Below are 12955 nucleotides of genomic sequence, written 5' to 3'. Positions count from 1 at the left end.
TTTATGTATTAATACTGATGTATAACATCTATAATTGACATTTGGTCGTAAATAAAGAAAACTAAAATTATAATCATGATGAAAAAAATATCAATTTTATTACTAGCTACCACCCTAGTATTTTCGTGTGTATCAAAAAAGAAATATGTAGCACTAGAACAAGAAAATGGTGAAATTAAAAGTGAGCTAACCAAAACACGCGTTGAAAAAGAAGAATTAGAAGATAAATTTGCTCAAATACAAGAACGCGTTGATTCCTATAATAATAAGATTAATTCTTTAAAGGCTGAAAACGACTCTAAATTAGATATGCTACCTGAAGAAGGTGTAGTCATTTCTAATGAGGTAAAAGCTAAAATGCGTGAAACCCTTAAAAATGTAGATCAAGCTAAATTAAGTCAAGCAAAAACGCTTAAAGATTCTATGAATTTAGCCATCGCCTATAACTTAGAGAAAACAATTAGCGAAAGCAATATGAATGATGATGAAGATCTTGCCATCAACATCAATGAGACTGTGGTTATGATCTCTATTGCCGATGATATGTTATTCAACACTGCTAGTTACAGATTAAGCTCAAAAGCTGATGATATTCTTAAAAAAATCGCTGATGTTGTAAACTCTGAAGAAAGCCTAGACTTAATGGTAGAGGGCCACACAGATTCTAGAACCATTAACACAGTAAATATCGCTGACAACTGGGACTTAAGTGTTTTAAGAGCAACATCGGTTGTTAGAAGACTAGAAAATAAATTTAATGTAGCTCCAGAAAAGCTAATTGCATCAGGAAGAAGTAGCTACCAACCTTTAGTACCTAACGATTCTAAAGAAAATATGGCTAAAAACAGAAGAACACGCATCATCATTCTTCCTAATATCGATAAATTCTTCGCTCTCATGGAAGAATAATTAATCCCTTGAATTACTAATAGTAAAAAAGCACCTCTATTGAGGTGCTTTTTTCGTAATATACTTTATAAAAACTAAGATCCACACATCAGGCAATCATCTCCTTCAGCCTCTTTGGCTTGCGCAATTAAAGCCTTCATCTCTTCTGCCGTCATAGGTTCTATTTCAACATTAGTTTCTTTAGCAAACTTAGCTGCGTTCTTCTCTGCAATATGCTGTTTTTGTTCTTGTTTGGTTGCTACTTCAGCTTGATTTACAACTTCAACTGCTTTTGAAACTGGCTCTTCCTTTTTAGTCGTTTGAAGTGTAAACTTAATAGCATCTACCGCACTCTTAGTACGCAAGTAATACATACCTGTTTTTAAGCCACTTTTCCAAGCATAAAAATGCATAGACGTTAGTTTAGCCATGGTAGCACCTTCCATAAACAAGTTAAGTGACTGAGACTGATCGATAAAATAACCACGCTGACGTGACATATCGATAATATCTTTCATACTTAGCTCCCAAACGGTTTTATACAACTCTTTAATATGCTGTGGAACATCAACATTTTGAACCGAACCATTAGCACGCATAATATCTTGTTTTAAACCTTCATTCCATAAACCAAGCTCTACTAAGTCTTCTAATAAATGCTTATTAACTACAATAAACTCACCCGAAAGTACACGGCGCGTGTAAATATTTGAAGTATATGGTTCGAAACACTCATTATTTCCAAGAATTTGAGATGTTGAAGCGGTTGGCATTGGAGCCACTAATAAAGAGTTACGCACACCATGCTTTAGCACTTGCTTGCGTAATTTATCCCAATCCCAATTACCACTTAATTCTTCATCTTTAATATTCCAAAGATTGTGTTGAAACTGACCTTTACTTATTGGAGACCCCTCGTAAGTTTGGTAAGGACCATCGACTTTTGCTTCTTCCATACTAGCCGTTACAGCAGCAAAATAAAGCGTTTCAAATATATCCTGATTTAACTTTTTAGCTTCATCACTAGTAAAGGGTAAACGTAATTTAATAAAGGTATCTGCCAAACCTTGAACACCAAGCCCTATTGGACGATGACGCATATTAGAATTCTCAGCTTCAGGAACCGGATAGTAGTTTCTGTCGATTACGCGATTTAAGTTTTTGGTTACGCGTTTCGTAATTCTGAATAATTCTTTGTGATCGAATTCACCATTTTTAATAAACATTGGCAATGCAATAGAAGCTAAATTACATACAGCCACTTCGTCTGGAGACGTATATTCTAAAATCTCAGTACAAAGGTTAGAAGAACGGATGGTTCCTAAATTCTGCTGATTTGATTTACGATTCGCAGCATCTTTGTACAACATGTAAGGCGTACCGGTTTCAATCTGAGATTCTAATATTTTCTCCCAAAGTTCACGTGCCTTAATGGTTTTTCGTCCTTTACCTTCAGACTCATATTTTGTATAAAGTGCTTCAAATGCTTCACTATGTACTTCGTCTAATCCAGGACATTCGTTAGGACACATTAACGTCCAAGTACTATTTTCCTGAACACGCTTCATAAATAAATCGGAGATCCACATAGCGTAAAATAAATCACGCGCACGCATTTCTTCTTTACCGTGGTTCTTTTTTAAATCTAAGAAATCCATAATATCGGCATGCCAGGTTTCTATATACATCGCAAAGCTTCCTTTACGTTTTCCTCCACCTTGATCTACATAACGTGCTGTATCGTTAAACACTTTTAACATGGGAACAATTCCATTGGATGTACCATTTGTTCCTGCAATATAACTTCCAGTAGCACGAATATTATGAATAGCTAAACCAATACCACCAGCAGATTGCGATATTTTAGCTGTTTGTTTTAATGTATCGTAAATACCATCAATACTATCGTCTTTCATTGTTAACAAGAAACAAGACGACATTTGTGGTTTTGGTGTACCTGAATTAAAAAGCGTGGGTGTTGCATGTGTAAAATACTTTTTAGACATCAATTCGTAAGTCTCTATTACTGAATCGATATCGTCTAAATGAATCCCAACAGCCACACGCATTAACATATGTTGTGGGCGCTCAGCAATAGCACCATTTAGTTTTAACAAATACGATCGCTCTAAAGTTTTAAACCCAAAATAATCGTATCCAAAGTCACGGTTATAGATAATATGAGAATCTAACAGGTCTTTATGTTTCATAATCACCTCGTATACATCGTCGGCTAAAAGCGGCGCCATTTTTCCTGTACGTGGATTTACATAAGTGTATAGATCGTGCATGACCTCACTAAATGATTTTTTAGTGTTTTTATGTAAGTTAGACACCGAGATTCTCGCCGCAAGACGAGCATAATCAGGATGTGCTGTAGTCATAGTTGCAGCAATTTCAGCAGCAAGATTATCAAGTTCACTAGTAGTTACACCATCGTATAACCCTTCAATTACACGCATTGTTACTTTTAATGGGTCTACTAATTCGTTTAACCCGTAACATAATTTTCTCACCCGTGCGGTGATCTTGTCGAACATGACCTGCTCTTTTCTGCCGTCTCTTTTTACTACATACATAATTTTAAACTAGTTTTTAGCTTTTCTGATACACCTTCAGAAAAATGGATTGGTTGATTATTCTAAATACACACTAATACCAAATTAGTTTATACTTAGTTAGTTAAATTGGTTACAATAGAAAAATAGATAATTACTCATAGTTCTGAGATAACCCAGCTAAGTGATGAGTAAACACCTTAGAAAATTTTTAAAATTTTAACGCGCCGTTATTAAAAATCGGCATCGAAACTAAATTTATCTTCGTCTTCTTCTTTGTTAAGTACACCTGCTTTTTGATATTCTGAAACACGCTTTTCGAAGAAATTTGTTTTTCCTTGAAGCGAAATCATATCCATAAAATCAAACGGATTTGCAGTATTATACACTTTTTCGCAACCAAGCTCTGCAAGTAATCTGTCGGTTACAAATTCTAGGTATTGGGTCATTAATTTAGCATTCATACCTATTAAACTTACCGGTAAAGATTCGGTAATAAATTCACGTTCAATATCAAGCGCATCTACTAAAATTTCTTTAATACGCTCTTTAGGCACTTTGTTAATTAAATGATTATTGTGTAAGTGTACCGCAAAGTCGCAGTGTACACCTTCATCACGAGATATTAATTCATTAGAGAACGTTAACCCCGGCATTAAACCTCTTTTCTTTAACCAGAAAATCGAACAAAATGCCCCCGAAAAGAAAATACCTTCTACCGCTGCGAATGCAATTAAACGCTCGGCAAAACTAGGAGATTCAATCCATTTTAAGGCCCAGTCCGCCTTTTTCTTAATGGCTGGAAAATTCTCTATAGCATTAAATAATAAATTTTTCTCTTTCTCATCTTTTACATACGTATCAATTAAAAGCGAGTAAGTTTCACTGTGGATGTTTTCCATCATAATTTGAAACCCGTAGAAGAATTTCGCTTCACTGTATTGAACTTCGTTTACAAAATTTTCAGCCAAATTTTCATTTACAATACCATCACTGGCAGCGAAAAAGGCTAAAATATGCTTTATAAAATAACGCTCATCATCTGTTAATTTTGATTTCCAATCGGTAATATCCTGATGTAAATCAATTTCTTCAGCGGTCCAGAAACTGGCCTCAGATTTTTTATACCATTCCCAAATATCATGATGTTGAATAGGAAAAATTACGAAACGATCTTTATTTTCTTGGAGAATAGGTTCAATGGCCTGAGACATTATTTTAATTTATTTTATTGAGTTAAACGAATTTTGAGTTTCGATTTGGGAATAACAAAGATTGAAAATTGACATTAAAAATGAAAGGTATAGTTATAAACATTGTCAACAAGTTTTTAACAATTTATGTTGAAATAAAAATTAAGAAGTTTACAATAAAAAACTATCAAACATCTGATTTTCAATTTTTTATAATTTTTGAAATTTCCAAAAGTTTACATAAAAAATTTATAATATTTTTGAAAACCCCATGTTTTAAAGGCCTTCAAAGAAGTTAAAAAAGTTATTAAAACGTTGCAGCAACTTTCTCAAGTTCGAGATACCAATCTTCACCAAATTTTCGAATTAACGCTTCTTTTACAAATTTATAAATAGGGACCTGAAGCTCCTTACCTAAAGCACAGGCATCATCACAAATGTGCCACTTATTATAATTTACAGCTGAAAATTCGGTGTAATCCTGAACACGTATTGGATACAAATGACAAGACACTGGTTTTTTCCAGTTTATATCTCCTTGGTTATAGGCTTCTTCAATTGCACACAACGCTACCTTTTTTTCATCGAAGATAACATAAGCACAATCGGCCCCATTGATTAAGGGTGTTTCTAGCTCACCATCTTCAGTGGTAATATACGTTCCCTGAGATTCTATTGCCTTAACCCCTTCTTTTCTTAGATAAGGTTTCACCTTAGGGTATATTTCTTCTAAGATTTGTGCCTCTTCCTGCTCGAGTGGCGCACCAGCATCACCATCTATACAGCAAGCACCTTTACATGCTGATAGATTACACAGGAAATCTTTTTCTATAATTTCCTCAGAAACAATGGTTTTACCTAACTGAAACATAAACTAACCTGAATTTAACGCCGCAAAAATAATGAAACTTTAGCGTTTCTTAATACTGTTTTTACACTTATTAATATACTTTTGCAACAAATAATAAAGGCTTAACCATGCAATTTAATTTAAAAGAAATTTTTACAGCTTTCATGATATTATTTGCCGTAATAGATATTATTGGCAACATCCCAATCGTTATCGATTTACGTAAAAAGATGGGACATATTCAAAGTGAAAAAGCATCTATTATTGCCGGGGTTATTTTAACCTTATTTCTATTCTTAGGAAAAAGCATTTTAAACCTTATAGGTATCGATGTTAACTCGTTTGCTGTTGCCGGTTCGTTTATTCTCTTTTTTATTGCTTTAGAAATGATCTTAGGGATTACTTTATATAAGCAAGAAGAACACACCGCTATGTCGGCAACCGTTTTTCCTTTAGCTTTCCCTCTCATTGCAGGCCCTGGGAGTTTAACAACATTACTATCACTTCGAGCAGAATTTAGAACAGAAAACATAATTGTTGCCGTAATAATGAACGTTATTATTATTTTTATTGTTTTAAAGACCTCTTCTGCTATAGAACGTATTATAGGGCAGAATGGCATTAATATTATACGCAAGGTATTTGGAGTGGTTTTATTGGCTATTGCCGTTAAACTATTTGCACACAATATTAAAGCCTTGTTTGAACTTATTTAAAAGATTACATTATGAAGATTTTAACCATAATAATTAGCATTGTTGCTCTTGGTCTTATTGGCTTTAATTTAACCAAAGTAGACTTTAGCGACCCATTTCAGGGCGAAAGCACCGTAGCTTTAATCACTATTGTAGCTGCCCTTTGCTCAATACTTATCATGCTTATCCTAAATACTTCCAAACGCATTGAATCGAAAGTAAACAAAGGAAAATAATATGTTTGATGCCTTAATAATTGGTGGTGGTGCGGCTGGATTATCCTGTGCCTTGGTTTTAGGTTCTGCAAAAGACAAAGCGTATGCAAAAAACAAACACATTGGCATAATAGCGCACCAAAAAACATCACATTTACAAACAGCATTATTCAACAATGTTTTAGGGCTTGAACCAGGAACTACAGGAGCCTCAATTTTAGAAAGTGGTAAAAATCAACTAGCGACTTTATATCCGCATGTTAAACAAATAAACCGTGAAAAAGTATTAGAAATATCTAATTCTGATGGCCATTTTTCAATTAGAACCAACAAAAACACCTACCAATCCAAAATTGTAGTAATTGCCGTTGGTTACACGAATTTAATCAGTATTAAAGGCCTGGAAGCCTATATTGAACCACATCCACGCGCCGCAGCAGACAAAGAGCGCATCTGGTTAAAAAACACCGATCATTTGGTTTCTGAAAATTTATACGTTGCTGGTGCCTTGGCTGGCTGGCGTAGTCAATTTGCCATTACTTCAGGAAGCGGTGCACACGTAGCTACCGATATTTTAACTTTATGGAATGATGGTAAACACGCCAAAGTGCACGACAAAATAGAAGTCTAATTTTTGTCTTTGCTTAATTCGACCACCTCCTCAATCATAACATCTTTTTGATTCAGGATTTCATTGAAAGCGCCACTACCATAAAGCTGATCTCCTAAAGTTGCTTTGATGTATTGCTTTACCTCATCATGGTAAGCTACGAAGGTTACTTGCGAATCTGCTCGAATGTTTAAATAGTCTTGAAAATCAAATACAATATCATCACTAACTTCAAACGAGTTAATAAAATCACTTCGTGAAATTCCCTCATAAAGACTACGATCTTTTTCTAATAATTCGAACACAAAATACCCAATGAAGCCACGTCGCTCCAAAAATGTAAGTGTTTCATTTTCCATACTTCTATCAATAGGAACAAAAACATCGGGCACAATACCTCCTCCCCCATAAACCACTTTACCTTTAGGTGTAGTAAACTTCAAGGAATCGGCTAATTGAATTTTGTCGGCATCAAGAAGTTCTCCACTTTGTAAACGATGTATATATTCATCGAAATAATCTTCATTCCCATTCTCGTAGGGACGCTGAATACTCCTTCCCGTTGGTGTGTAATAACGCGATACCGTTAATCGTACCGCACTTCCATCACCTAAATCCATTTCACGTTGTACTAAACCCTTACCGTAAGAGCGTCGACCAACAATGATTCCCTTATCGTTATCCTGCAAGGCACCAGCGACAATTTCACTTGCCGAAGCTGAATTTTCATTAATCAACACATATAAATCTCCTGATTCAAATTCACCTTTACTGGTGGCAAAACTCTTTTCAATATTTCCGCGCTTATTTTTAGTAAATAAGATAAGTTTATTGGCTTCTAGGAACTCATCAACAATTTGCTCAGCAATTCCTAAAAAACCTCCAGGATTATCCCGAAGATCTAATGCCAATTCCGTAGCCCCTTGATCTAACAACTTATTTAAGGCTGCTTTAAATTCACGATATGTTGATTCTGCAAAGCGATTAATTTTTATATAACCTAACTTTTCGGTTAACATATAAGCCGCATCAACACTTTTAATAGGAATATGAGCTCGTTTCACAGTGAAATTTAATAGCCTATCTTCTCCCTTTCGGTACACTTTTAAGTTTACCTTGCTATTAATTGGGCCCTTTAATTTTTTTACCAGCTCGCCATCTTTTAACTTATCGCCAAAAAGCGAATCGTTATCGGCCATAATAATGCGATCACCTCCCCTTATCCCAGCCTCTTCACTAGGACCATCTTCTAAAGCGCGTATTACTGCAATCGTATCTTTATATGAATAAAAACTTACTCCAATACCTACAAAGTCACCTTTCATGTTTTCGGCCACCTCTTCCATCTCATCCTTTGGAATATATACCGAATGCGGATCTAGATTATCTAAAATACCATTTACCGTAACATCAACAATACTATCGGTATTCACATCATCGACATAATCGTACTCAATATAATCTATCAGGCGGTTAAGCTTATCTTTTTTACTGTTACTTGAAAACAGCCTGTCAGGAGAGTCTGTAAAATGCAATTTACCTCCAATAAAAATACCTGCCGCAATAGCAACACCTAATACCAGGGGCAAATATTTTTTATGGTAAGACATTATCCTTCTATATCTTCAATTTGTTGTAATTCTATTCCAGCCTTTGCTAAAAATTTCAGACCAGAATCGTCTTTATAAGCTTGTTTATAAACAACTTTAACTATCCCCGCCTGATGCACAAGCTTACTACACTCTTTGCATGGCGACATGGTTATATATAGGGTAGCACCTTTACACGAATGTGTTGATGCCGCCACTTTTAAAATAGCATTGGCCTCAGCATGCAATACATACCATTTAGTATATCCCTCTTCATCTTCGCAAAAATTTTCAAATCCAGAAGGTGTACCATTATATCCGTCGGAAATTATCATGCGATCTTTCACAATAAGTGCTCCAACTTGACGACGTTTACAATAGGATAATTTACCCCATTCTTCAGCAATTCTTAAATAAGCTTTATCGTATTTAAGTTGTTTTTTCTTCGACATTAATTTTTTTTAAAACTTGGGCGTGTTACTTCAGTAGCAAATAAGCTTTAGGCAGTCGCTTTATGTTTTAGCTTAAGGCAACACAAAAGCGCTTTAACAAATACCTGAATACTTCACGCAAATATTATAACGAATATACTCGCTTCGTATTTTAAATGCAACGCCTGTAAGGAAAGTTTTTTACTTTTTCTAGGCTAAATAATCACTATTCAGTATCATAGGAATAACTAACCCGACAACTACAGACGATATAACCATAATCCAGTCGCGCTTAGAAAACCTAAAAATCGTTTGGAAAATATACCCCAAAAATAGTACCACAAATACTATAATGATTTGTGCGATTTCAATCCCTAAAGCAAACTCTAGTAATAATTCTAATTTACTATCAGACCCACCAAGTAGCATGTGAAACTCCCGAGCAAAGCCTAGTCCATGAATTAATCCAAAAAATAAGGTGGATAAAAATAGCACACCAACCTTCTCTTTTTGTGCCCCTTTACCAGAAGTAAACACATTAAAAAGAGCTACAATTAATATAGTTACAGGAATTAAAAACTCGACTATTTGACCATTAATGCGCACCACATTGTAAGCTGCCAGAACCAGAGATAAGGTATGCCCTAAAGTAAACATAGACACCAAAAGCAATACACGCTTCCAGTCTTTAAACATATACGGAACCGTTAAAACAATGAGAAATAAAACATGATCGTAGGCCTTTATATCTAATACGTGATTGATACCGTACTCTACATTAAACCAAAAATTTTCAAGCATAAACTATTAATTAAGATTTAGGGTTGGCCAAATATACAATTAATTGAAATGTTTTTAATGCGTCCTATATTTTATTTAACTTAAAAAAACTATTACCCTATCTTTGTGCATTGCACAATATTTTTACACCATGACGAAATCCATATTCAAGGCTCTGTTAATACTTATAACTGTTTTTTCCTGTAATCAAAAACAAACTGCAACAACCACCGATGAAACACAAAACAACAGTCAGGAGATTACAGAAAAAGATTTGTCTAAATTAAAATACACTGAATTTAATTTAGATATAAATACTGAAAAACTAATAACAAACTGGGCCGAATATTACCAGATTAAAGATGCTGTTGGGAATATAAAAAAAGGGGATTTAAGTTATTTTAACGACAACGAAAAGGGTGTAAAGAATGTCTTAAGAGACTTTAGAAAAAACATACCTGAAGGTGTAAATACCGAAGCTATTTTAGCTAGAATAAGTGCCTTTGAAACAAAACTTTTAAAACTACAAAGTCTTGCTAATTTAAGCACAACAAAAAAAGCAGAACTTATTTCCAGTATTAAAGAGTTCCTTATAGCATTTTCTAATTTAAACTTGCAAATGAACAAAAAAGCAGAGGCGGATAAGACCACTATCGAAAAACCATAACAAAGAACCTCATTCAAATAAAAGTGGCTATATAAAAATTTATATAGCCACTTTTATTTAGAACAATCCCACTCTAGTTCTTAGGCTGCGGTTGCGCAGATTCTAAAACCTGTAAGGCTTGTTTCTGCCTTAACAATTCATTCTTCGTTAATTGAATTAAATTGAAATTGGGAGACGCTTTTAAGGTAGCATCTAAAATATCAACCGCCTCATCTATATTCGCTTTTCTATCGCGATTATATGTTAACAGAGCGTTTAAATACATAAATGCCGATTTTAAAGACACCTCGTAAGGCGTTTGCGTTTCATAATATGCCTTTTTCATTTCGTCTGTTGCATTTGCTAGTCCATACTGTATATGTTTCTCAGCCTCATCAAGCTGTTGAACCTGTAAATTAAGTTCGGCTAATTCGTAAGCTATTACTGGACCAGGCTCTCTTTTAAACATCTCTTGAAATAACGAAATAGCTAATTTAGGTTGCTTTACCGCTTTTAAGGATATCGCTTTAACCTCTACGGCCATATCAGAATCGTCTAGCATTAATTCGAAACCTATCGTATTTAAGGCCTGCATATACTTACCTTCGCTCATATATATGTAAGCCAACGTATCTTTTCTTTCTTCTGAAGGCGATAAAATGTTTAAATGGGTCATCGCATTTATTATTCCTTGCACATCACCTTGAGCTTTCATTTGTTGATAAAATGCTTCGAAATGTTTTACTAACTCAGAATCACTCTGAGCATTTAAAGTAACCGTTCCAAATAACACTATCAGTATAATTAATCGTTTCATATCTTCATTTTTAGTTCCAAGGCCTAAACTATAAAAAATTAATATTTTAAAATATGAAAAGCTATTATTTATTTTAGTATAAATCTTTAGCATTCAAACATTACAATATAATCATTAAGAAATAACCTATAAGCCGAGTCTTGATATAAGACAACATGTAATGCGAACGATTTTTTTCAATTTTTCATATACTTAAAAAAATTTAAGTATATTTAAGTTTACTAAATAAGGAGATTATGGGTATAAAAAGTTTTCAAGGAGCGAGGAAGCAACAGGCCAACGTAGATGATTCACCATCATTACTCGTAAGCGATTACATGTCGACTAACTTAATTACGTTTACACCAGACCAGAGTATAGAAAGTGTGATGCAAGAATTAATTAAACACAGAATTTCTGGTGGACCAGTTGTAAACGATAAAAATGAATTGGTTGGGATCATATCTGAAGGAGATTGTATTAAGCAAATTAGCGAGAGTCGCTATTATAATATGCCAATGCAAGACCAGACCATTGAGAAGCATATGGTAAAAAATGTTGAAACTATCGATGGCAACATGAGTATTTTTGATGCTGCCAATAAATTTTTACAAGCTAAACGTCGTCGTTTTCCAATTGTAGAAAACGGCAAGTTGGTGGGACAAATAAGTCAGAAAGATGTACTAAAAGCCGCTATGGAATTTAAAGGACACAACTGGAAATAATCATGAAATGTATTAATGTATAAAAAAGCTCGTACTGGTAGTGCGGGCTTTTTTAATTTTCACGCTTTACCAAAGCATAATAATCGCCTTCTAGAGGCAAATACCCCTGATTGTACACAAAATAATATATGGTTCCGGCCTTGGTGGTATAAATACTTGTTATATAATTAAAATCGAAACCAGCCTCTATTAATTTTGCTCTTGAAGTTTTCGATTTCTGATTCGGGTTTAAAGTTTCCAAAATACGGTAATTCTTGCGTAACCTGTTATTCGTATTCCGAATCAGGTTTTTACTGTCTTTATTAATTTTATTGTTATAAGCATTGCGACAGGCATCACTACAGAATTTTTTATCGATTCGACCAACTATTTTTTCACCGCATTCTAAACATTGTTTTTGCATTTTCTTCTATTTATTAATTCGTCTTTAATTAACTTTAAACTGTGCTTATATCATTTAAATATACAAAATATTCGTTTACAAACGACTACAAACATTTGCAAACGATTTTAAATATGTAACTACCGACTATGTTTTTTTGGTTTTTAAATCTTTGCCTTGTCGAAACATAAGAACTCGATAGTATTAACTGTTTAACGTAAAAAATAATATTATGAACACACTTAGAAACAAAGTACAGTTGATTGGTAATTTAGGAAACGATCCGGAAATCATTAATCTAGAATCAGGAAAAACATTGGCAAAATTTGCCATTGCAACCAATGATAGCTACACCAATAATAAAGGTGAAAAAGTTACAGATACCCAATGGCATAACGTGGTTGCCTGGGGAAAAACAGCTCAAATAATTGAGAAATATGTAACTAAAGGCAAAGAAATAGCCATTGAAGGAAAACTTACATCTCGTAGCTATGAGGATAAAGACGGCAACAAACGTTTCATAACAGAAATTGTTTGTAACGAACTTTTAATGTTAGGGAAATAATCTTTTTTCTTACGAGTTTACACTTAGATTTA

The 12955-nt window shown here is 34.1% G+C and carries 15 protein-coding genes; 7 read left to right on the top strand and 8 right to left on the bottom strand.

Annotated elements, in window-relative coordinates:
- Positions 1 to 78: 78 nt before the first annotated feature.
- The gene (locus H611_RS0110110; protein WP_027138261.1) at positions 79 to 909 is read left to right on the top strand and encodes an OmpA/MotB family protein; all 831 of its coding nucleotides are present in this window, start codon (positions 79 to 81) and stop codon (positions 907 to 909) included.
- 74 nt (positions 910 to 983) lie between these two features.
- Here H611_RS0110110 and H611_RS0110105 read toward each other — a convergent pair whose 3' ends face one another.
- The 3 genes from H611_RS0110105 to H611_RS0110090 all read right to left on the bottom strand — a co-directional run bounded on the left by H611_RS0110105 (position 984) and on the right by H611_RS0110090 (position 5510).
- Positions 984 to 3467 carry a ribonucleoside-diphosphate reductase subunit alpha gene (locus H611_RS0110105; RefSeq protein ID WP_027138260.1) on the bottom strand — a complete coding sequence of 828 codons (2484 nt, stop codon included), beginning with the start codon at positions 3465 to 3467 and terminating at the stop codon, positions 984 to 986.
- 212 nt (positions 3468 to 3679) lie between these two features.
- A complete protein-coding gene (locus H611_RS0110100; RefSeq protein ID WP_027138259.1) occupies positions 3680 to 4660 on the bottom strand; it encodes a ribonucleotide-diphosphate reductase subunit beta in 981 nt (326 codons plus the stop codon).
- Positions 4661 to 4946: 286 nt separating this feature from the next.
- Positions 4947 to 5510 carry a DUF3109 family protein gene (locus H611_RS0110090; RefSeq protein WP_027138257.1) on the bottom strand — a complete coding sequence of 188 codons (564 nt, stop codon included), beginning with the start codon at positions 5508 to 5510 and terminating at the stop codon, positions 4947 to 4949.
- Positions 5511 to 5617: 107 nt separating this feature from the next.
- On the opposite strand from H611_RS0110090, the gene H611_RS0110085 reads away from it, so the two are divergent.
- Genes H611_RS0110085 through H611_RS0110075 form a run of 3 tightly spaced genes read left to right on the top strand, consistent with a single transcriptional unit; the run spans position 5618 to position 7030 of the window.
- Positions 5618 to 6205: a MarC family protein gene (locus tag H611_RS0110085; RefSeq protein ID WP_027138256.1), complete on the top strand. Its 588-nt coding sequence runs from the start codon at positions 5618 to 5620 to the stop codon at positions 6203 to 6205.
- A gap of 11 nt (positions 6206 to 6216) precedes the next feature.
- A complete protein-coding gene (locus H611_RS0110080; protein WP_027138255.1) occupies positions 6217 to 6420 on the top strand; it encodes a hypothetical protein in 204 nt (67 codons plus the stop codon).
- Position 6421: 1 nt separating this feature from the next.
- Complete coding sequence (locus H611_RS0110075) at positions 6422 to 7030, top strand: FAD-dependent oxidoreductase (protein ID WP_027138254.1); 609 nt, start codon at positions 6422 to 6424, stop codon at positions 7028 to 7030.
- Here H611_RS0110075 and H611_RS0110070 read toward each other — a convergent pair.
- The 3 genes from H611_RS0110070 to H611_RS0110060 all read right to left on the bottom strand — a co-directional run bounded on the left by H611_RS0110070 (position 7027) and on the right by H611_RS0110060 (position 9830).
- Positions 7027 to 8619, bottom strand: a complete 1593-nt coding sequence (locus tag H611_RS0110070) for a S41 family peptidase (RefSeq protein ID WP_027138253.1) — start codon at positions 8617 to 8619, stop codon at positions 7027 to 7029. The two genes, H611_RS0110075 and H611_RS0110070, sit on opposite strands and share 4 nt — an antisense overlap.
- A complete protein-coding gene (locus H611_RS0110065; protein WP_027138252.1) occupies positions 8619 to 9050 on the bottom strand; it encodes a deoxycytidylate deaminase in 432 nt (143 codons plus the stop codon). The genes H611_RS0110070 and H611_RS0110065 overlap by 1 nt, the downstream gene beginning before the upstream one ends.
- Before the next feature lie 189 nt (positions 9051 to 9239).
- Positions 9240 to 9830: a HupE/UreJ family protein gene (locus H611_RS0110060; protein ID WP_027138251.1), complete on the bottom strand. Its 591-nt coding sequence runs from the start codon at positions 9828 to 9830 to the stop codon at positions 9240 to 9242.
- 130 nt (positions 9831 to 9960) lie between these two features.
- On the opposite strand from H611_RS0110060, the gene H611_RS0110055 reads away from it, so the two are divergent.
- Positions 9961 to 10476 carry a hypothetical protein gene (locus tag H611_RS0110055; protein ID WP_027138250.1) on the top strand — a complete coding sequence of 172 codons (516 nt, stop codon included), beginning with the start codon at positions 9961 to 9963 and terminating at the stop codon, positions 10474 to 10476.
- 73 nt (positions 10477 to 10549) lie between these two features.
- Here H611_RS0110055 and H611_RS0110050 read toward each other — a convergent pair whose 3' ends face one another.
- Positions 10550 to 11272, bottom strand: coding sequence for a hypothetical protein (locus H611_RS0110050; protein ID WP_027138249.1), 723 nt, complete (start codon positions 11270 to 11272; stop codon positions 10550 to 10552).
- A 236-nt stretch (positions 11273 to 11508) separates the two neighbouring features.
- Here H611_RS0110050 and H611_RS0110045 point away from each other — a divergent pair, with 236 nt between their 5' ends.
- Positions 11509 to 11976, top strand: coding sequence for a CBS domain-containing protein (locus H611_RS0110045; protein ID WP_027138248.1), 468 nt, complete (start codon positions 11509 to 11511; stop codon positions 11974 to 11976).
- Positions 11977 to 12028: 52 nt separating this feature from the next.
- Here H611_RS0110045 and H611_RS0110040 read toward each other — a convergent pair whose 3' ends face one another.
- Positions 12029 to 12379, bottom strand: coding sequence for a hypothetical protein (locus H611_RS0110040; protein WP_027138247.1), 351 nt, complete (start codon positions 12377 to 12379; stop codon positions 12029 to 12031).
- 211 nt (positions 12380 to 12590) lie between these two features.
- Here H611_RS0110040 and H611_RS0110035 point away from each other — a divergent pair, with 211 nt between their 5' ends.
- Positions 12591 to 12923, top strand: coding sequence for a single-stranded DNA-binding protein (locus H611_RS0110035; RefSeq protein ID WP_027138246.1), 333 nt, complete (start codon positions 12591 to 12593; stop codon positions 12921 to 12923).
- The last annotated feature ends 32 nt before the right edge of the window (positions 12924 to 12955 follow it).

This window comes from Gaetbulibacter saemankumensis DSM 17032 (assembly GCF_000425645.1).
GTDB classification, from domain to species: domain Bacteria; phylum Bacteroidota; class Bacteroidia; order Flavobacteriales; family Flavobacteriaceae; genus Gaetbulibacter; species Gaetbulibacter saemankumensis.
The sequence above is the reverse complement of the archived record's forward strand: the minus strand, read 5'-3'. Positions and strand labels throughout refer to the sequence as shown.